The 20,268-nt window shown below is 71.1% G+C and carries 17 protein-coding genes; 11 read left to right on the top strand and 6 right to left on the bottom strand.

The features are described from left to right. Positions 1 to 117: 117 nt before the first annotated feature. Positions 118 to 672, bottom strand: coding sequence for a methylated-DNA--[protein]-cysteine S-methyltransferase (locus tag AC07DI_RS21190; protein WP_478905634.1), 555 nt, complete (start codon positions 670 to 672; stop codon positions 118 to 120). Positions 673 to 734: 62 nt separating this feature from the next. Further along, entirely contained in the window at positions 735 to 1,661 is a 927-nt protein-coding gene (locus AC07DI_RS21185; RefSeq protein WP_478905633.1) for a glycerophosphodiester phosphodiesterase, read from the bottom strand. 275 nt (positions 1,662 to 1,936) lie between these two features. Between AC07DI_RS21185 and AC07DI_RS21180 the strand changes: the two genes are divergently transcribed. From AC07DI_RS21180 to aroQ, 7 genes are all read left to right on the top strand, one after another. Beyond that, positions 1,937 to 2,821, top strand: coding sequence for an MHYT domain-containing protein (locus AC07DI_RS21180; RefSeq protein ID WP_384258660.1), 885 nt, complete (start codon positions 1,937 to 1,939; stop codon positions 2,819 to 2,821). A gap of 156 nt (positions 2,822 to 2,977) precedes the next feature. Beyond that, a complete protein-coding gene (gene uvrB, locus AC07DI_RS21175; protein WP_478905632.1) occupies positions 2,978 to 5,137 on the top strand; it encodes an excinuclease ABC subunit UvrB in 2,160 nt (719 codons plus the stop codon). A 156-nt stretch (positions 5,138 to 5,293) separates the two neighbouring features. After that, the gene (locus AC07DI_RS21170; protein ID WP_384258664.1) at positions 5,294 to 5,872 is read left to right on the top strand and encodes a TerD family protein; all 579 of its coding nucleotides are present in this window, start codon (positions 5,294 to 5,296) and stop codon (positions 5,870 to 5,872) included. Positions 5,873 to 5,990: 118 nt separating this feature from the next. Beyond that, a complete protein-coding gene (locus AC07DI_RS21165) occupies positions 5,991 to 7,985 on the top strand; it encodes a TerD family protein (protein ID WP_478905631.1) in 1,995 nt (664 codons plus the stop codon). 309 nt (positions 7,986 to 8,294) lie between these two features. Next, entirely contained in the window at positions 8,295 to 9,281 is a 987-nt protein-coding gene (locus tag AC07DI_RS21160) for a TerC family protein (RefSeq protein ID WP_384258734.1), read from the top strand. 93 nt (positions 9,282 to 9,374) lie between these two features. Then, the gene (locus AC07DI_RS21155) at positions 9,375 to 10,475 is read left to right on the top strand and encodes a calcium:cation antiporter (RefSeq protein ID WP_384258669.1); all 1,101 of its coding nucleotides are present in this window, start codon (positions 9,375 to 9,377) and stop codon (positions 10,473 to 10,475) included. A 53-nt stretch (positions 10,476 to 10,528) separates the two neighbouring features. Further along, a complete protein-coding gene (aroQ, locus tag AC07DI_RS21150) occupies positions 10,529 to 10,993 on the top strand; it encodes a type II 3-dehydroquinate dehydratase (RefSeq protein WP_478905630.1) in 465 nt (154 codons plus the stop codon). Between the two features lie 39 nt (positions 10,994 to 11,032). On the opposite strand, the gene AC07DI_RS21145 is transcribed toward aroQ, so the two are convergent. Together AC07DI_RS21145 and AC07DI_RS21140 are read right to left on the bottom strand one after the other, a co-directional pair. Then, positions 11,033 to 11,689 (bottom strand): MBL fold metallo-hydrolase, encoded by a 657-nt coding sequence (locus AC07DI_RS21145; RefSeq protein WP_384258674.1) that lies wholly within the window; start codon positions 11,687 to 11,689, stop codon positions 11,033 to 11,035. A 10-nt stretch (positions 11,690 to 11,699) separates the two neighbouring features. Then, positions 11,700 to 12,425: a maleylpyruvate isomerase family mycothiol-dependent enzyme gene (locus tag AC07DI_RS21140; protein ID WP_478905629.1), complete on the bottom strand. Its 726-nt coding sequence runs from the start codon at positions 12,423 to 12,425 to the stop codon at positions 11,700 to 11,702. A gap of 229 nt (positions 12,426 to 12,654) precedes the next feature. Between AC07DI_RS21140 and uvrA the strand changes: the two genes are divergently transcribed. Both uvrA and AC07DI_RS21130 read left to right on the top strand, forming a co-directional pair. Beyond that, positions 12,655 to 15,750, top strand: a complete 3,096-nt coding sequence (gene uvrA, locus AC07DI_RS21135; protein ID WP_384258678.1) for an excinuclease ABC subunit UvrA — start codon at positions 12,655 to 12,657, stop codon at positions 15,748 to 15,750. 177 nt (positions 15,751 to 15,927) lie between these two features. Next, the gene (locus AC07DI_RS21130; RefSeq protein WP_478905628.1) at positions 15,928 to 16,692 is read left to right on the top strand and encodes a crotonase/enoyl-CoA hydratase family protein; all 765 of its coding nucleotides are present in this window, start codon (positions 15,928 to 15,930) and stop codon (positions 16,690 to 16,692) included. Positions 16,693 to 16,756: 64 nt separating this feature from the next. Here the strand turns inward: AC07DI_RS21130 and AC07DI_RS21125 are convergent, their stop codons facing one another. Further along, positions 16,757 to 17,671, bottom strand: a complete 915-nt coding sequence (locus AC07DI_RS21125) for a carbohydrate kinase family protein (protein WP_478905627.1) — start codon at positions 17,669 to 17,671, stop codon at positions 16,757 to 16,759. Positions 17,672 to 17,852: 181 nt separating this feature from the next. Between AC07DI_RS21125 and AC07DI_RS21120 the strand changes: the two genes are divergently transcribed. Next, the gene (locus tag AC07DI_RS21120) at positions 17,853 to 18,281 is read left to right on the top strand and encodes a Rieske (2Fe-2S) protein (protein WP_384258685.1); all 429 of its coding nucleotides are present in this window, start codon (positions 17,853 to 17,855) and stop codon (positions 18,279 to 18,281) included. 72 nt (positions 18,282 to 18,353) lie between these two features. Here AC07DI_RS21120 and AC07DI_RS21115 read toward each other — a convergent pair whose 3' ends face one another. Next, the gene (locus tag AC07DI_RS21115) at positions 18,354 to 19,265 is read right to left on the bottom strand and encodes a hypothetical protein (protein ID WP_478905771.1); all 912 of its coding nucleotides are present in this window, start codon (positions 19,263 to 19,265) and stop codon (positions 18,354 to 18,356) included. Positions 19,266 to 19,580: 315 nt separating this feature from the next. Here AC07DI_RS21115 and AC07DI_RS21110 point away from each other — a divergent pair, with 315 nt between their 5' ends. Then, positions 19,581 to 20,267: a papain-like cysteine protease family protein gene (locus AC07DI_RS21110; RefSeq protein WP_478905626.1), complete on the top strand. Its 687-nt coding sequence runs from the start codon at positions 19,581 to 19,583 to the stop codon at positions 20,265 to 20,267. Position 20,268: the final 1 nt, after the last annotated feature.

Raw genomic sequence — 20,268 nt, 5'->3', positions numbered from 1 at the left:
TGCGCAGGGAACACGCCCGGGAACGGGGCCGGGACGGGGGGCCGGGAACTGGGGGCACGGGACTGGGGGCAGGGCTCACGCCCGTCGCGGGACCCCGGGGCCGGCCGCGGCGCGGCTTCAGAAGAGCGGCTGCGGCAGCACCCCCTCCAGGGCGAGCAGCTGCCGCTTGGTCTCCAGGCCGCCGCCGAAGCCGCCGATGCCTCCGTCGCGCTCCACCACGCGGTGGCAGGGCACCACCACCGGCAGCGGATTGGCGCCCATCGCGAGACCCACGGCCTGGGCCGCGCCCGGCTGGCCGACGCGGCGGGCCAGGTCGCCGTAGCCCGCCACCGAGCCGTACGGCACCCCGGCGAGGAGCTCGCGCAGCACCTGGCGGTTGAAGCCGGAGATCAGGGACCAGTCGAGCGGCAGCTCGAAGTCGCGGCGCCGGCCCGCGAAGTACTCCGCGAGCTGGCGTATCGGCTCGGCGAGCAGGGGGGAGTCCGGCGCGTGGACCGGCTCGGCCCCCAGTCGGGAGCCGAGCCGGTCCAGAACCTTGTCACGCACCGCCCCGGTCGCGTGGAAGGCCACGGTGACCAGGCCTTCGCCGGTCGCGGCGAGCAGCAGCGGGCCGATGTCGCTGTCGACGACGGCCCACACGGCCGCACGCCGGTCCTGCGCAGAGGCGTTCATGCCGACCACCGTACGGCCGCCCACTGACAACGCGGCCGCGGCCGGGGTCCGTCGGCCACCCGTCAGCCCTTGCGCAGCGCCCTGCGTACGACGTCGGGCGTGTTGGTGATGATCCCGTCCACGCCGAAGCCCGCAGCGCGCACCGTGCTCGGGGCGTCGTTGACGGTCCAGGTGAAGATCTCAAGAGGCTTGCCGTGCGGGCCCTTCACGGCGTGGAGCGCGGAGACGTAGTCGGCCGAGATGGTCGTGTGCGAGGCGTTGATCTGGTCGGCGAACCGCGCGTACGACGGCAGTTCCGCGACCGCGGGCGTGCCGAGGAAGCCGGTCTTCACATCGGGCCGCATGGCGTGCACCGTCTTCACGCTGTCGGCGCTGAAGCTCTGGATGACCAGCTTGTTCCTGACGTGCTGCCGGTCGAGCCAGCCCTCGTTGCGCAGGATCCGCAGGCCCTGCCGCTCGATCCCGGGGTACAGCTCGGGCTTCTTGAACTCGAAGACCAGGCTCTGGTGGTTGCGCGAGACCCGCCGCATGTACTGCTCCAGGGTCGGTACGCGCTGACCGGCGAATTTCGGGCTGAACCAGCTGCCCGCGTCGAGCTTCGCGATCTCCGCCGCGGTGAAGTCCCCGACCTTCCACGGGGCCCGGTCGGGGTAGACCTCCTCGACGTTCGTGGTCCGCTTCAGGGTGTCGTCGTGCACGATCACCAGCTCGCCGTCCTTGGTCCGCTGGACGTCGTTCTCCACCCAGCGGAAGCCCATGTCGCGGGCCTTGTCTATCGCCGCGAACGTGTTCTCGGGCGCGTAGGCGGAGGCGCCGCGGTGCGCGACCACCAGGGGAGTGCGGTGGCCCTTGGCACCCGGTACCGCGGGGTTCTGCGTCGCGGGGGCTTTCGCGGCGGGGGTCTGCGCGGTGGCGGTCGAGGCGGGCAGGACGAGTGCCGCCGCGGCTCCGAGGAGGGCGGCGGTGGTGGCGACAGCGCGTGCGTACACGGGTACTCCTCGCGTCGTGAGATCGCGGACCGGTCGAGAGTGACAGCCTGCGGCCAACGGGAGACAGGTGCAGGATGGCCACAGGTTGAACGAAGTCGCCAAAGACGAGGACCCCGCGCGTGGGGAACGCGATTCTTTGCCGGAAAATCGTTCGTAGGTTCCGGCCTGAGCTTTACTCTCTGCCTCAGCAGACGGCCTTTCAGATGGCCGCCGGCAGGGGGTGCATGGAACGTTTTCAGGGCTTTTGGGCACAACAGGCGGAAGGGCTACCGCGCATGCAGGGCACGGTCGACGGGTTCAGCTACGGAGTCGTCACACCGGTGGTGGCCTATCTCATGGCTTGCCTGGGAGGAGCGCTCGGCCTGCGCTGTACTACCAGATCGCTGCTCGTGGCGCACTCCTGGCGGCCCGGCTGGCTGGCGCTCGGATCGGCGGCGATCGGTTCCGGCATCTGGACGATGCACTTCGTGGCGATGATGGGCTTCACCGTGGAGGAGGCCCCGATCCACTACGACAAGGCGCTGACCTTCGCGAGCCTCGCCGTCGCCATCCTCATGGTGGGCATCGGCATCTTCATCGTCGGCTACCGCGGCGCGACGGGCACCGCCCTCTTCACCGGCGGAACGGTCACCGGCCTCGGTGTCGCCTCGATGCACTACCTGGGAATGGCCGGTATGCGCCTTCGCGGGACGCTGGAGTACAACACCCTGACCGTCGCCGCCTCCGTGGTGATCGCCATGGTCGCCGCGACCGCCGCGCTCTGGGCGGCCGGACAGGTCAGGGGATTCCTGTGGAGCCTCGGCGCCAGCCTCGTCATGGGCCTGGCCGTGAGCGGCATGCACTACATGGGCATGGCGGGGCTCAGCGTCCATCTGCACGGCTCGGACGCCGCGCCGCCCGGGGACTCGCCCGCGGAGATCCTCGCACCCATGATGATCGGGCCGCTCGCGTTCCTGCTCCTGGCGGGCGTGATCGTGATGTTCGACCCGCTCATGATGGCGGGCGGCCAGGCCGACGTCAGGAACCCCGCGAACGGCGCCCGTGCCCGGCAGCCCTACCCCGTACCCCGCTCGGGCGACCGCCACGTACCGCCCGCCCGCCGCCGGAGCCGCCCTCGTCCCCGCACCCGCCCCGGCTCCCGCACCCCGCAGAACTGGTGAGCCGCGGCGGAGACCGCCCGGCGCCCGGGGGCGAGGGGGCGAGGGGCTGAGGGGGCGAGGCGCTGCGGGGCTGAGGCGCTGCGGGGCTGAGGCGCTGAGAGCCATTGAGCGGCCGATCCCGCCCGGTTGTCAGTGGTGGGTCGTACGGTTGATTCCATGCGGCCCGTATCCAAGATCGAACGCACGGTGGCACCCTTCGAGGTCGTCAGCCCGTACCAGCCCAGCGGTGACCAGCCGGCGGCCATCGCCGAGCTGGAGCGACGCATTCGCGCAGGCGAGAAGGATGTCGTCCTCCTCGGCGCGACCGGCACCGGCAAGTCGGCCACCACCGCGTGGATGATCGAGAAGCTCCAGCGCCCCACCCTGGTGATGGCACCGAACAAAACACTGGCCGCCCAGCTGGCGAACGAGTTCCGCGAGCTCCTGCCGAACAACGCGGTGGAGTACTTCGTCTCGTACTACGACTACTACCAGCCCGAGGCGTACGTCCCGCAGTCGGACACCTACATCGAGAAGGACTCCTCGATCAACGAGGAGGTCGAGCGCCTGCGCCACTCCGCCACGAACTCGCTGCTGACCCGCCGCGACGTGGTCGTGGTCGCCTCCGTCTCCTGCATCTACGGCCTGGGCACCCCCCAGGAGTACGTGGACCGGATGGTCCCGCTCAAGGTCGGCGAGGAGATCGACCGCGACCAGCTCCTGCGCCGCTTCGTCGACATCCAGTACACGCGCAACGACCTGGCGTTCACTCGCGGCACCTTCCGCGTCCGCGGCGACACCATCGAGATCTTCCCGGTCTACGAGGAGCTGGCCGTCCGCATCGAGATGTTCGGTGACGAGATCGAGGCGCTCTCCACCCTCCACCCGCTCACCGGCGAGGTCATCAGCGACGACGACCACCTGTACGTCTTCCCGGCCTCGCACTACGTCGCGGGCCCGGAGCGCATGGAGAAGGCGATCAACGGCATCGAGAAGGAGCTCGCCGAGCGCCTCGCCGAGCTGGAGAAGCAGGGCAAGATGCTGGAGGCCCAGCGCCTGCGCATGCGCACCACGTACGACCTGGAGATGCTCCGCCAGATCGGCTCCTGCTCCGGCATCGAGAACTACTCGATGCACTTCGACGACCGCGCCCCCGGCACCGCGCCCCACACCCTCCTCGACTACTTCCCCGAGGACTTCCTCCTGGTCCTGGACGAGTCGCACGTCACGGTCCCCCAGATCGGCGCGATGTACGAGGGCGACGCCTCCCGCAAGCGCACCCTCGTCGACCACGGCTTCCGGCTCCCGTCCGCCCTGGACAACCGCCCGCTGAAGTGGGAGGAGTTCCTCGGCCGCATCGGGCAGACGGTCTACCTCTCGGCGACCCCCGGGAAGTACGAGCTCTCGCGCGGCGACGGCTTCGTCGAACAGATCATCCGCCCCACCGGCCTCATCGACCCCGAGGTCGTCGTCAAGCCCACCGAGGGCCAGATCGACGACCTGGTGCACGAGATCCGCCTGCGCACCGAGAAGGACGAGCGCGTCCTGGTCACCACCCTCACCAAGAAGATGGCCGAGGACCTCACCGACTACTTCCTCGAACTGGGCATCCAGGTCCGCTACCTGCACAGCGACGTCGACACCCTGCGCCGCGTCGAGCTCCTGCGCGAGCTGCGCGCCGGTGAGTACGACGTCCTGGTCGGCATCAACCTCCTGCGTGAGGGCCTCGACCTGCCCGAGGTCTCCCTGGTGGCGATCCTCGACGCCGACAAGGAAGGCTTCCTGCGCTCCGGGACCTCCCTGATCCAGACCATCGGCCGCGCCGCGCGCAACGTCTCGGGCCAGGTCCACATGTACGCGGACAAGATCACCCCGGCGATGGAGAAGGCCATCGACGAGACCAACCGCCGCCGTGAGAAGCAGATCGCGTACAACACGGAGCGGGGCATCGATCCGCAGCCGCTGCGCAAGAAGATCAACGACATCGTGTCGGCGATCGCGCGCGAGGAGGTCGACACCGAACAGCTCCTCGGCTCCGACTACCGCAAGCCGAAGGCGGGCAAGGGCGCGAAGGCCCCGGTGCCCTCGCTCGGCCACGAGACGGCCGCGGCCGGCAAGGCCGCGCCCGCCAAGACCCGGGCGAAGGGCAAGAAGGCCGCCGGGACCGTCCCCACCGACCGCCCCGCGGCCGAGCTGGCCGAGCAGATCGAGGAGATGACCGAGCGCATGCGCGCGGCCGCCGCCGACCTGCAGTTCGAGATCGCCGCCCGGCTGCGTGACGAGGTGTCGGAGATGAAGAAGGAGCTCCGCCAGATGAGGGAGGCGGGACAGGCCTAGAAACCCCTTCGGGGCAGGGGGGAACGGCGTACTGCCCGGTCTGTTGCAAAGCCGCCACAAAGTGCTGCCCGGATTGAGGTTGCGCAGGTCGCACTGCATAGGGTGCTGGGCAACCGCAAGAGGCGGTTGCCCAGGCAGTACGAGAGGGGACAGCGCGTGACGGTCAACATGACCAAGGGTCAGGCCATCAGCCTGCAGAAGGACGACGGGGGCGCCCTGTCCGCGGTGCGCATGGGACTGGGATGGCAGGCGGCCCCGCGCCGCGGACTGTTCGGCTCGCGCACCCGCGAGGTCGACCTGGACGCCTCGGCGGTGCTGTTCGCGGACAAGCAGCCGATCGACGTCGTCTTCTTCCGTCACCTGGTCAGCGACGACGGCTCTGTGCGCCACACCGGCGACAACCTCGTGGGCGGCGTCGGCAAGGGCGGCGACGACGAGGCGATCCTGGTCGATCTCCAGCGGGTCCCCGTCCACATCGACCAAATCGTCTTCACCGTGAACTCCTTCACCGGCCAGACCTTCCAGGAGGTGCAGAACGCGTTCTGCCGCCTGGTCGACGAGACCAACGGCCAGGAGCTCGCCCGCTACACCCTGGACGGCGGCGGCCAGTACACCGCCCAGGTCATGGCGAAGGTCCACCGGGCCGGCGCGGGCTGGCAGATGACGGCCATCGGCACCCCCGCCAACGGCCGCACCTTCCAGGACCTGATGCCGTCGATCCTGCCGCACCTGTGAGCGCGCCCGCGGGCCGCGCCTGACAGCACGCCGGTACGTCAGCACGCCGGTACGCCAGCACGTCAGTACGTACGAAGTACGAGGGCTCGCGGGAGCCCTTCGAGGGGGAACGAACGCGATGACGGCCGAGCTGGTGCGGGGGCAGAACCACCCGCTTCCCGGAAACCGCCTGGAGATCCGTGTATCGGCCGGAAAGCCGGTCGTGGCGGGCGCCACGCTCGGCGACGAGCGGGGCAGGGTCCACGGCGTGGAGTGGGTGGCCCACCCCGGTTCGCCCGTCCTGCCGGGGCTCGAAGTGTCCAGGCAGGCGGCGGCCGACCACCGCCTCGCCGTGGACCTCGGCGCCCTGCCGGACACCGTCCACCGGGTCAGCGTGCTGCTCGCCCTGCCCGTCGGCGCCGGGGGACCGGGCACCTTCCGGGCGCTCGCCGCCCCCTTCGTCGCGGTCACCACGCTGGACGGCACCGAGGCCGCGAGCTACACCATCACCGACCTGGACACCGAATCCGCGGTCGTCGCCCTGGAGCTCTACCGGCGGCAGGGCGCCTGGAAGGTCCGCGCCGTCGGCCAGGGGTACGCGGGCGGCCTCGCCGAGATGCTCGCCGACCAGGGCCTGCCCGAGGCCCGCGAACTGGCCGCGGCGATCGACGACGCGGTGGCCCGTGGCCTGGCCCGCTCGGTGGCCCCGCCGCCCCGTCCGGCCGACGACACCCGTGTACGCACCGGCGCCCAGGGCCGGACGACGGCCCCCGCGCACGGGCGGCCCGACCCCGCGAACGGGCAGGCCGTCCCGGCGCACGGCGGGCCCGCTCCCGTACCCGGCCAGAACGTTCCCGAGCAGGACCACCCGGCTCCGTCCTCGCCCCCGCCGCACCCCCACGCCGACGACGGCGCAGGACCCGTCGACTACACCCACCCGGGGCGCCGGCCTGCCGCGCCCCCGACACCTCCGCCCACCGTGCCCCCGGCCCGGCCGGGGCAGCCCGCCCAGCCCGTCGCGGGGGACGCCACCGGCTGGTCGATGGAGGAGCGGCTCTACAACCAGGTGTGGGGCATGTTCGAGGACCTGGCCCGCACCACGGCGGCGTACCGCAGCGCCGTCGACTTCGCCGACTCCCGCATGGAGCAGGAGCTCGACAAGGTCCTGTCCGATCCGCGTGGCCGCATCGGCGGCACGGGCGATGCCGCGCGCGAGAGCGCCCGCGCCAGGCACGCCGATCTCGTGGAGCGGGCCAGGGCCGCCCTCGACCGCGACCTGACCCAGCTCGCCGCCGAGGCCGACGTGGTCGAGCCCGCCCTGCCCCTCGCATTCGCGGCGTGGAGCAGCCCCGTCTGGCACGCCTACCGCGCGCCGATGGAGATCCCGATGGCGCTGCGCGTCGGCGATCTCCACCTCCCCGAGCGCGTCGACCTGCGGATCCCGATGCTCGTCCGGCTGCCCCTTGAGCGCGGCCTGTGGATCGACAGCGGCAAGGCCCTCACCAACCACGCCACCGACTCCACCGAGCTGCGCCGCCTCGCCGTGGACACCGCCGTCGCGCACGCGGCCCGGCTGCTCGCGGCCTATCCGGCGGGCGAGTTCCAGGTGCACGTGATCGACGCGGCAGGGGCCGCGACGTCCGCGTTCGCGCCGTTGGTGACGTCCGGTGTACTGGCGGGACCGCCGGCCGCCGGCGCCGCCGGCGTCTCCGAGGTCCTCGGCAGGCTCACCCAGCGCGTCGACCTGGTCCAGATGGCGGTCCGCGGCGGCGCGGCCGACGCGCTGCCACCGGACCTGGACACCGCCGAGCAGCTCCTGATCGTCAACGACTTCCCGCACGGTTTCGACGACCGCGCCGTGAACCGGCTGCGCTACCTCGCGGACGAGGGCCCGGCCGTCGGCGTCCACCTCATGATGGTCGCCGACCGGGAGGACGCCGAGGAGTACGGGCCGCTCCTCGACCCGCTGTGGCGTGCGCTGCTGAGGCTGACGCCGGTGCCCGACGACCACCTGGCCGATCCCTGGGTCGGCCACGCCTGGACGTACGATCCGCCGGTGTTCCCGCAGGGCAGCCAGGTCCTGCGGCGGGTCCTGGAGCAGGTGGCCACGGCCCGGCGCAACGGCGGTCGCTGACTTCGAGGCAGGGCCTCCACGCCCCCTCGCCGCCGCCCGGCCGTTGCCGGTAAAGCGACTTTTCCCTCCCCTGACCTGGTCTTTTGGTTCTTGTTTGCCGACCCCTTTACCAAACCTTGGTGTTTCGCGTAGGCTTCTGTCAGCGGAGGGGAGTACTCCCGGCTGCGACGTACCCGTCAATACGGACCGCCATCGGTCCCGGGGCGTCGGCCCGATTCACGGCGGAGACCGCCTCGGGTGGAAGAGACCTCCGGCAGCGACGACGCTGATCAGTAGCCGTACGACGCCGGAGGCGCAGTGGACGTATCAATGGCCATGTGGGTGACGACCGTTCTCGGTCTGTGTGCCCTGATCGCGGTCGACTTCTTCATCGGGCGCAAGCCCCACGACGTATCGATCAAGGAAGCCGGAATCTGGACGGTCGTCTGGATCGTCCTCGCGGCGCTCTTCGGCGTGGGCCTGCTGGTCGCGGGCGAGAGCCAGGCGTCCGGCGAGTTCTTCGCCGGCTTCATCACCGAGAAGTCGCTCTCCGTCGACAACCTCTTCGTCTTCATCCTGATCATGGCGAAGTTCTCGGTGCCCTCGCACCTCCAGCAGCGCGTGCTCCTGTTCGGTGTCCTGATAGCCCTGGTCCTGCGAGCGATCTTCATCGCCGCGGGCGCCGCGGTCATCGCCAACTTCTCCTGGGTCTTCTACATCTTCGGCGCGTTCCTGATCTACACCGCCTGGAAGCTCATCCAGGAGGCACGCTCCGACGACGAGGAGGAGGAGTTCGAGGAGAACCGCCTCCTGAAGTCCATCGAGAAGAAGTTCGGCGTCTCCGACCGGTACGAGGGCACGAAGCTGTTCATCAGGAAGAACGGCAAGAAGATCATGACGCCGCTCATGGTCGTCATGCTCGCCATCGGCACCACCGACGTGCTCTTCGCGATGGACTCCATCCCGGCGATCTTCGGCCTCACCCAGGACCCGTACATCGTCTTCACCGCCAACGCCTTCGCCCTGATGGGCCTGCGGCAGCTGTACTTCCTCATCGGCGGACTGCTCAGGAAGCTGGTCCACCTCAGCTACGGCCTGTCGGTGATCCTCGGCTTCATCGGCGTGAAGCTCGTCCTGCACGCCCTGCACGAGAACGGGGTGCACGTCCCCGAGATCTCCATCCCGGTCTCGCTCGGCGTCATCTGCGGTGTCCTGGTGATCACGACGATCACCAGCCTCATCGCCTCGAAGAAGCAGGAGCAGCAGGCAGCGGCCGAGGACGCCGACGCCGCGCGCAAGGACAGCATCGAGGCCTGACAGCCCGTCTTTGACAGTCGCTCACAGCCGCCGCCGGGCACCGGCGGCGGCCACCGAGTAGCGGCACCCGAGCGCCCGGGGCAGCATCGAGTCATGGTCACTCGGCTCCGGGCGCTCGGCATGCAGTGGACGGCCGTGGTGCCGGTCCTCGCGATCGTTCTTCTCGCGCTCACCTGGGGGCGCGATCTGCCGGGCGCCCTCGTCGCCCTGGTGACGCTGATCCTCGCCGGAGCGGTGCTCGCCGCGGTCCACCACGCCGAGGTGATCGCCCACCGCGTCGGTGAACCCTTCGGCTCACTCGTCCTCGCGGTCGCGGTGACCATCATCGAGGTGGCGCTCATCGTCACCCTCATGGCCGACGGCGGCGACAAGAGCGCCACCCTCGCGCGGGACACCGTCTTCGCCGCCGTGATGATCACCTGCAACGGCATCGTCGGACTCTGCCTACTGGCGGGCGCGCTGCGCCACCGAACCGCCGTGTTCAACCCCGAGGGCACCGGGGCCGCCCTCGCGACCGTCGCCACCCTGGCCACGCTCTGCCTGGTCCTGCCGACGTTCACCACCACCAAGCCGGGCCCGGAGTTCTCCACCGCACAGCTCACCTTCGCCGCGATCGCCGCGCTCATCCTGTACGGGCTCTTCGTGACGACCCAGACCGTCCGCCACCGCGACTACTTCCTGCCCCTCACCCGGGAGGGCGACGTCATCGACGCGGACGGCCACGCCGAGGGCCCCACGGCCCGCGACGCACTGATCAGCCTCGGGCTGCTCGCCCTCGCCCTGATCGGCGTGGTCGGCCTCGCCAAGGGCGTCTCACCGACGATCGAGTCGGGCGTGGAGAGCGCCGGCATGCCGCACGCCGTGGTCGGCGTGATCATCGCGCTCCTCGTACTGCTTCCCGAAACGATCGCGGCCGTGCGTGCCACCCGCCGCGACCGCGTGCAGACCAGCCTGAACCTCGCCCTCGGCTCGGCGATGGCCAGCATCGGACTGACCATCCCGGCCGTCGCCGTCGCCTCCGTATGGCTCTCCGGGCCGCTCGTGCTCGGCCTCGGCGCTACCCACATGGTGCTGCTCGTCCTCACGGTGGTCGTCGGCACGCTCACGGTCGTGCCGGGGCGTGCCACACCGCTGCAGGGCGGCGTCCACCTGGTCCTTTTCGCGGCCTACCTGGAGCTGGCGATCAACCCCTAGCAAGGCCACGGGGGCCCTTCGGTGGTGTCCGGGGCGCGTGATAGACCTCCGGTATGACGCGCAGCCTCGCCATCGCCCCGATCATGATCCTGAACGGCCCGAACCTGAACCTCCTCGGCCGGCGCCAGCCCGAGATCTACGGCACCGACACGCTCGCCGACGTCGAGGCCCTCTGCGCCGCGGCCGCCGCCGCGCACGGCGGCACCGTGGACCTCCGGCAGAGCAACCACGAGGGCGAGTTGGTCGACTGGATCCACGAGGCGCGCGAGCACCACGCGGGCATCGTCATCAACCCCGCGGCCTACTCGCACACGTCCGTCGCGATCCTGGACGCCCTCAACACCTGTGACGGGATGCCGGTGCTGGAGGTGCACATCTCCAACATCCACCAGCGCGAGGCGTTCCGGCACCACAGCTACGTGTCGCAGCGCGCCGACGGCGTCATCGCGGGATGCGGGGTGCAGGGGTACGCGTTCGCGGTGGAGCGGGTGGCGGCGCTGGTCGCCGCGGGCGCGTGACGCGTACCCCCAGTACTCCCGGGTCGGTACTCCCGGGTCTCACCAGCCCCGCGCGCGCCACTCGGTGAGGTGCGGCCGCTCGGCGCCGAGCGTCGTGTCGCCGCCGTGGCCCGGGTAGACCCACGTCTCGTCCGGCAGCGTCCCGAAGATCTTCGTCTCCACGTCGTCGATGAGGCTCGCGAAGGCGTTCGGATCCTTCCAGGTGTTGCCGACGCCGCCCGGGAAGAGGCAGTCGCCGGTGAACACGTGCGGGTGCCCGTGCGGGTCGTCGTAGACGAGCGCGATGGAGCCGGGGGTGTGGCCCACCAGGTGGCGTGCGGTCAGGGTGATCCGGCCGACCGTGACCGTGTCGCCGTCGTCCACCAGGACGTCCGTGGGGACGGGGATGCCCTCGGCGTCCTCGCGGCCCGCGTACGTCCGCGCACCGGTGGCCGCCACGACGGCGGCCAGGGCCTGCCAGTGGTCTCCGTGCTGATGCGTGGTGACGACGGACGCGATGCCGTCGTCACCGATCAGCGTCAGCAGTGTCTCGGCGTCGTTCGCCGCGTCGATCAGCAGCTGCTCGCCGGTGGCCCGGCAGCGCAGCAGGTAGGCGTTGTTGTCCATCGGCCCGACCGCGACCTTCGAAATCATCAGGTCCGGCAGCTCGTGCACATCCGCGGGTCCGCCGACCTTCACCGCTCCGCTGTACGTCATGTGCGTCAGCCTATAGCGGCGGCAGGGCGGGCAGGGGGCCGCCTTCGGCCGAGAGTGCGGAGCCGTCACGACGGCCGCAGAGCCAGCCGAGGAGGTCGGCCTGCCGGCCGCTCACAGTGACGTCCCATGAGGGTTTCCAGCCGCCCCTGATCTGCTCTTCGGTGACACCTTCCACGGCGCCCGTGGCCAGTACCCGGCCGTCGTCCTGCCTGATCGCCACCGCGGGCAGGCCCGGAGCGTTGCGGAACCGGGCGGTGAGGAAGTTGATCTCCCGCTGCGTGAACTCCTCGGACAGGTCCTCCAGCTCGTACCCGATCCCCAGGTCGACGTGGTGCAGCTCGACCTCGATCCAGCGGCGGAACGGCACGTTCGACGCCGAGTCCGTGACGCCGTTGCGCAGCTCCACGGTGCGGGACCAGTCGGCGGGCTTCGCTCCCTCGGCCGCGAAGCGCGCCGCGCTCTCCCTCATGTCGTCCAGCTGCTCGGTCAGCGACCGCGGCGCGTCCCGCTCGATGTCCGCGTCCCGCGCCTGCGCGCTGCTGTACATGGGCCGGCCGGCCAGGACGTTCACCAGCGCGTCCGCGTTTCGGGCGAGGTGGGCGAGGACATGGCCACGGGTCCAGCCGGGCAGCCGTGACGGCTCGGCGATCGAAGTGCCGGGCAGTTCGGCGGCTGCGCTGAGCAGCCGCTCCGTCGCGTCACGTACAGACGCCAGGTCGCGCACATGATCAATCATGGGCCCGACGATAGCTGGGTCACACGTTCGAGTGAAGACATCAGGACAGGCCGCAAATCGAATGTACGTCCTATATGGTCGAGGGTGGCATCGGGCATTCTTGAAGGTCCCGGTTTGTTGTGCATACGGAACCAGGGAAGCAGCCCGGCGTTGTCAGTGGCTCGCCCTAGTCTGTGAACGACGGGGGTTCTGCCCCTCGTCACTTCTCTCTAGAAAGGTGCGGACCGGCGTGGCCGACCGTCTCATCGTCCGTGGCGCGCGCGAGCACAATCTCAAGAACGTCTCGCTCGACCTCCCGCGCGACTCCCTCATCGTCTTCACCGGACTCTCCGGGTCGGGCAAGTCCTCGCTCGCGTTCGACACGATCTTCGCCGAGGGCCAGCGGCGGTACGTGGAGTCCCTCTCCTCGTACGCCCGGCAGTTCCTCGGCCAGATGGACAAGCCCGACGTCGACTTCATCGAGGGCCTCTCGCCCGCGGTCTCCATCGACCAGAAGTCGACCTCGCGCAACCCGCGCTCGACGGTCGGCACCATCACCGAGGTCTACGACTACCTGCGCCTGCTCTTCGCGCGCATCGGCAAGCCGCACTGCCCCGAGTGCGGCCGCCCCATCTCGCGGCAGTCCCCGCAGGCCATCGTCGACAAGGTCCTCGAGCTGCCCGAGGGCAGCCGCTTCCAGGTCCTTTCGCCGCTGGTGCGCGAGCGCAAGGGCGAGTTCGTCGACCTCTTCGCCGACCTCCAGACGAAGGGGTACTCCCGCGCGCGGGTCGACGGCGAGACGATCCAGCTCTCCGAGCCGCCCACGCTCAAGAAGCAGGAGAAGCACACCATCGAGGTCGTCGTCGACCGCCTCACGGTGAAGGACTCCGCCAAGCGCCGTCTGACCGACTCGGTGGAGACCGCCCTCGGCCTCTCCGGAGGCATGGTCGTCCTCGACTTCGTCGACCTCGCCGAGGACGACCCCGAGCGCGAGCGCATGTACTCGGAGCACCTCTACTGCCCGTACGACGACCTGTCCTTCGAGGAGCTCGAGCCCCGCTCCTTCTCCTTCAACTCGCCCTTCGGTGCCTGCCCCGACTGCACCGGCATCGGCACGCGCATGGAGGTCGACCCGGAGCTGATCGTCCCGGACGAGGACAAGTCGCTCGACGAGGGCGCCATCCACCCCTGGTCGCACGGCCACACCAAGGAATACTTCGGCCGGCTCGTGGGAGCCCTCGCCGACGCCCTCGGCTTCGCCACCGACATGCCCTGGGCCGGACTCCCGCAGCGCGCCAAGAAGGCCCTGCTCAACGGCCACAAGACACAGATCGAGGTGCGCTACAGGAACCGGTACGGCCGCGAGCGGGTCTACACCACCGCCTTCGAGGGCGCCGTCCCCTTCGTCAAGCGCCGCCACAGCGAGGCCGAGAGCGACGCCAGCCGCGAGCGCTTCGAGGGCTACATGCGCGAGGTGCCCTGCCCCACCTGTGAGGGCACCCGCCTCAAGCCGATCGTCCTGGCCGTCTCGGTCATGGGGAAGTCGATCGCCGAGGTCTCCGCGATGTCCATCAGCGACTGCGCGGACTTCCTCGCCCAGCTGAAGCTGGGCGCCCGCGACAAGAAGATCGCCGAGCGGGTCCTCAAGGAGGTCAACGAACGGCTGCGGTTCCTGGTCGACGTCGGCCTCGACTACCTCTCGCTGAACCGCGCCGCGGGCACCCTCTCCGGAGGCGAGGCCCAGCGCATCCGCCTGGCCACCCAGATCGGCTCCGGCCTGGTCGGCGTGCTCTACGTCCTGGACGAGCCGTCCATCGGCCTCCACCAGCGCGACAACCACCGCCTGATCGAGACCCTCGTCCGCCTGCGCGACATGGGCAACACCCTCATCGTCGTCGAGCACGACGAGGACACCATCAAGGTCGCCGACTGGGTCGTCGACATCGGTCCCGGCGCGGGCGAGCACGGCGGCAAGGTCGTGCACAGCGGCTCCATGAAGGAGCTGCTCGCCAACGACAAGTCGATCACCGGGCAGTACCTGTCGGGCAAGCGGTCCATCCCGATCCCGGACGTGCGCCGCCCCGCCGACCCCGCTCGGCAGCTCACGGTGCACGGCGCCCGCGAGAACAACCTCCAGGACATCGACGTCTCCTTCCCGCTCGGCGTCCTCACCGCCGTCACGGGTGTCTCGGGCTCGGGCAAGTCGACCCTGGTCAACGACATCCTCTACACGCACCTGGCCCGCGAGCTGAACGGCGCCCGTTCCGTTCCCGGCCGGCACACGCGCGTGGACGGCGACGACCTGGTCGACAAGGTCGTGCACGTCGACCAGTCGCCCATCGGCCGCACCCCGCGCTCGAACCCTGCGACGTACACCGGAGTCTTCGACCACGTCCGCAGGCTCTTCGCCGAGACGACGGAGGCGAAGGTCCGGGGCTATCTGCCCGGCCGCTTCTCCTTCAACGTCAAGGGCGGCCGCTGCGAGAACTGCTCCGGCGACGGCACGATCAAGATCGAGATGAACTTCCTGCCGGACGTGTACGTCCCGTGCGAGGTCTGCCACGGCGCGCGCTACAACCGCGAGACGCTGGACGTGCACTACAAGGGCAAGTCCATCGCCGAGGTCCTCGACATGCCGATCGAGGAGGCGCTCGACTTCTTCGAGGCGGTGCCCGCCATCGCCCGGCACCTGAGGACGCTCAACGACGTCGGCCTGGGGTACGTACGCCTCGGCCAGTCCGCGCCGACGCTCTCCGGAGGCGAGGCCCAGCGCGTCAAGCTGGCCTCCGAGCTCCAGAAGCGGTCGACCGGCCGGACCGTGTACGTCCTGGACGAGCCGACCACCGGTCTGCACTTCGAGGACATCAGCAAGCTGATCACGGTCCTCTCCGGACTGGTCGACAAGGGCAACACGGTCATCGTCATCGAGCACAACCTCGACGTCATCAAGACCGCGGACTGGGTCGTCGACATGGGCCCCGAGGGCGGCAACGGCGGCGGTCTGGTCGTCGCCGAGGGCACGCCCGAGGAGGTCGCAGGGGTGCCGGCCAGCCACACCGGCAAGTTCCTGCGGGACATCATCTCGGCGGACCGGATCAGCGACGCGGTGCCCTCGCGGGGACGGCCGGCCAAGAAGGCCGCCGCCCGGAAGGCTCCCGCCAGGAAGTCAGCCGCCAAGAAGACGGTGGCCGCGAGCGCCACGGCCACGAAGCGGACGGCGACGGCCAGGACGGACGCCGCCCCCGCCAAGAAGGCGGCTGCTCCGAAGAAGACGGCCGCCACCAAGAAGACGGCTGCTCCGAAGAAGGCCGCAGCCAAGAAGACGGCGCGGACCCGCAAGGCCTGACCGCCACGGGCCGGGAGCCCCGGAGCCCCGAGCCCCGGAGCGCGCCCGGCGAAAAGCGCCCCGCCCCTCACCGGGGGGCGGGGCGCTTTCGCGTACGCGGGGGAGCCGACGGCGCATGCGGTGACCGCCGTCCCGAACCCCCTTGCCCGCCGCGCCGCCCCGTGGTCGGCTTGCCCCATGCCGGTACGCAGCGAACGCGCAGGCCCCGTCACCACCATCGTGCTGTGCCGCCCCGCCGCGCGGAACGCCGTCGACGGGCCCACCGCCCGCGCCCTCGCCGATGCCTTCCGTGCCTTCGACGCCGACCCGGACGCCGCCGTCGCCGTCCTGTGGGGCGAGGGCGGCACCTTCTGCGCGGGAGCGGACCTCAAGGCCATCGGCGGTCCCGACGGGAACGAGGTGGCCGAGGACGGCGACGGCCCCATGGGCCCCACCCGGATGCGGCTCTCCAAGCCGGTGATCGCGGCGATCTCCGGCCACGCCGTCGCGGGCGGCCTCGAACTGGCCCTCTGGTGCGACCTGCGCGTCGCCGAGGAGGACGCCGTCCTCGGGGTGTTCTGCCGCCGCTGGGGCGTCCCGCTCATCGACGGCGGGACGGTACGGCTGCCCCGGCTGATCGGCGAGGGCCGCGCCCTTGACCTGATCCTGACCGGCCGTCCCGTCGGCGCCGCGGAGGCGCTCGCCATGGGCCTGGTCAGCCGCACCGTGCCCACCGGCACCTCGCGCGCCGCGGCCGAGCGGCTGGCCGCCGAGATCGCCGCGTTCCCGCAGACCTGCCTGCGGCACGACAGGCTCGCCCTGCTCGAACAGAGCGGGCTGCCCGAACAGGAGGCCATGGCGGTCGAGTTGAGCCACGGCCTGCGCTCCCTGGCCGACGCTGCCAAGGGCGCGGCGCGCTTCGTCGCGGGAGCGGGCCGCCACGGGGCGTACAGGGACCGCTGACCACCGCGCCGAGCGCCCGGGGCCCGTAAGCCCCTCCCGGCAGGCCCCCCGCAGCCCCCGCCCCTCAGCCCAGTTCCGCCGCGTAAGGCGGCTCCGCGCCCGCGCGTGAGCAGGTGAGAGCCGCCGCCCGCGCCGCGAACCGCAGCACGTCGGTCCAGCCCTCGCCGCCCAGCCCCGCCAGCGCCCGTGCGGACAGCGCGTCCCGCTCGCGGAGCCCGTGCAGCAGCGCCGCGTTGACGGTGTCGCCCGCGCCGATCGTGTCCACCACGTCGACCGCTTCTCCGGGCACCCGCAGCTCCACGCCGTCCCGCGTGTACAGCGCCAGACCGTCCCCGCCGTGCGTGACCACCACGGCCGCGGGCCCCGCGGACAGCCACTCGTGCGGCGTGCCGCCGAGCCAGTCGGCGTCCTCCCGCGACAGCTTGAGCAGCGAGACCGACGGCAGCCAGCTCTTGAACCGCGCCCGGTAGGCGTCCGCGTCGGGGATCAGGCCCGCCCGGATGTTCGGATCGAGCGCGGTGAACACACCGCGCCCCGCCGCGCTGCGCATCAGCTCCTCGTACGCGCTCGCGCCCGGCTCGAGGACGAGCGAGCAGGTGCCGAACGACATCGCGCGTACGCCGTCGGGGAGCCGGGCCGGGGCCTCGAAGAGCCGGTCGGCCGTGCCCTCGACGTAGAAGGAGTACCCGGCCGAGCCGTCCGCGCCGATCGAGGCGACGGCGAGCGTCGTGGGTTCCGGGCCGCGCCGCACGGGCGATACGTCGACACCGGCCGCCCGCAACCCGTCGAGCAGCGCCTCGCCGAAGGCGTCCCGCGAGACGCGCGAGCAGAAGGCGACCGGAGCGCCGAGCCGCCCGAGCGCCACGGCGGTGTTGTACGGGCCGCCGCCGAGGCGCGGCGCGAGCGCGGGCAGTCCCGCGCCGCCGTCCGTCCCCTGCGGAACGAGGTCGATCAGGGCCTCTCCTGCGACGACTATCACGGGCGGTTCCTCTCGGGCGCGGGGTTCGGAGCGGGCTCGGCGTCCCCGTCAGGCTAGGCCGTACGCGCGGCCGCGGGCGGAAGCGGGCAGTACTCGGGCGCGCTCGTGCCCGACCCGGTCGCGGCGCTCCGCACCGGTATGGTCTGATCCGTCACCGACGCCCCTGACCTGTGGAGACACCATGTCCGGCACGCCCCACGCCCGCCGCACCGTGCTGCGGGCCGCCGCCCTCGCCCCGGCCGTCGGTCTCGGGCTCACCGCCTGCTCGTCCGGCGGCGACGGCTCGAACCGGTCGGCGCCGACCGAGCCGGTGGAGCTCGGGAAGTCCGACGACGTGAAGGTGGGCGCCTCGAAGCTGTACACGGACCGGAACGTCGTGGTCAGCCGGATCTCCGACGACGAGTACAAGGCGTTCAGCACGATCTGCACCCACGCGCGGTGCCCGATCAGCCATCTGGAGGGGCACAAGCTGATCTGCCAGTGCCACGGCAGTCAGTTCGACGCCACCAACGGCAAGGTGCTGCACGAGCCGGCCGTCGAGCCGCTCGCCGAGCTGCCGGTGAAGGTGGCGAACGGCAGGATCATCGCGGGCCCGGAGAAGAAGGCGTAGGGCCTTCTGACGCAGGTCCTGCCCTCCCTTCTGACACAGGCCCTGCCCTCCCATCGGCTCGGCCGCCCCGGATCACTCCCAGTCCCACGCGATCCCCAGGATCCCCGCCCGCACCTGCGGCTCGACGAGATGCACCGAGCGGTGGCTGCCGCTCAGCGTCAGCTCCTGCCTGCCGCCGCGCGGGGCCGCGGCCGAGTGCTGTGCGAAGCGGTGGCAGCGTACGGGCAGGGCCGCCTCGTCGTAGCGGATCTGCAGCGCGTACTGGCCGCCCGCGTAGGTGAAGCCGCGCAGGTACTCGCTGGCAGGACCGGCCGTGCCGTCCTCGAAGCCGTAGCCGAACAGATGGGTGTCGCCCGCGCGCAGCCGCGCGTCGAAGAGCAGCTCGGCGACGAGCACGCCGGTGCCCTGGTGCCATCGCACACGGCCCGTACGGCAGTTCTCCAGGGCGCGCACGCGGACCCGGTCGGGGGCGCATCCGGGGTCACCGTGGTGGATGGCCACATAGCGGTCCACGCCGTCCCGGTGGGCGCGCACGACGTGCTGCGACTCGCGGCCGACCAACTGGCGGAGCGCGCCGATCCGCACCCGCTCGTGGTGGCCGATGGTGTGCAGGCCGCCGTCGACCGGTGAGCCCAGCTCCGCCAGGAGCGAGCGCAGCACGTCGGAGGCCTCCACCAGGGAGCGGTAGGAGCGGGCGGCGGGCCTGACACGGTCGGTGCGCTCGGCGGGCTGGACGAGCAGCCGGATCAGCGACTCCTCGGGGAGCCGCAGGATCTCCTCCAGGGCGCGTACGGCGCGCAGGGACTCGGGGCGCTGGGGGCGGCGGGCGCCCTGCTGCCAGTAACTCAGGCTCGTCACGCCGACGTTGACGCCCTGCATGGTCAGGTGGTGGCGTATGCGCTGCAGGGGCAGGCGGCGTGCGGCGATCGCGGTGCGCAGCGCGAGGTGGAAGGGGCCGGTGCGCAGGGCGGCCACCAGCTCCACCGGCTCTTCGTGGTCCGCGGTCCCCGCGGTCCCCGCGGGCTCCGCGTGCTGCTCGTTCCGCTCGTCCGCGAGTCGTGTGCCGTACCGCAAAGCGGACTCCTTCTGTGAACGTTCACTTCTGCCGTTCCGGCGTTCGCGCCGGTGGGGGCGGGCTGCCAGGTGGGCGCGCGGGCGATGTTCACATCCGTACGCCGCCGTTCACGGCCCAAGTAATTCCGCATTGAAGCGTGTTGACCTGCACCCGACAACACTCGATGCTCAATCGCAGCGTCCGGACGCGCTCCTCCACACCCCACCCCGCACGGGAGGAACGCGATGCGCACACCCCACCTCAGGAGCAGCGGCGCCGGCAGACGGAGACTCCTCTCCGCTCTCGCCGTCGTCACGGCGGCCCTCTTCGCCGCACCCGTGGCCACGGCCACGGCGGCTCCGTCCACCACCACCCCCGCCACGTCGGCCGCGCCCGAGGCCCGCACGGCGAGCACCGCAGGCACCACCACCGCCGCCGACCCGTCCGTCCTCGCCGCCAAGCGGCTGAACATCACCATGCAGTCGCAGCAGAAGACCAACTGGTGCTGGGCCGCCGGCGGCAACACCATCGCGACCTATCTGGGCCGCAACTACAGCCAGAACCAGTTCTGCAACGCCGCCTTCGGGCGCAGCCAGAACACCGAGTGCCCCAACAACCAGGCCACCCTCGGCAATGTGCAGAGCGGCCTGCGCTGGGCGGGCATCAACCCCGGCTCGTACGTCACCGGGTGGCTGCGCTACCCGACCGTGAAGGCCGAGATCGACGCGGGCCGCCCGGTCGAGACCCGCATCCAGTGGTCCAACGGCGGCGGGCACATGCACGTCCTCTACGGCTACGACGACGCCAGCAGCTGGGTCTACTGGGGCGATCCCTGGCCCTCCAACGACCGCTACAACTGGGCCTCGCACGACTGGTACATCGACAACAACACCTTCTCCTGGACCCACTCGCTCTACCGGATAGGGGCGTGAG

The organism is Streptomyces sp. NPDC044106, assembly GCF_056433985.1.
Note: the sequence above shows the minus strand (reverse complement) of the source record. Positions and strands in the feature narration are given on the sequence as shown.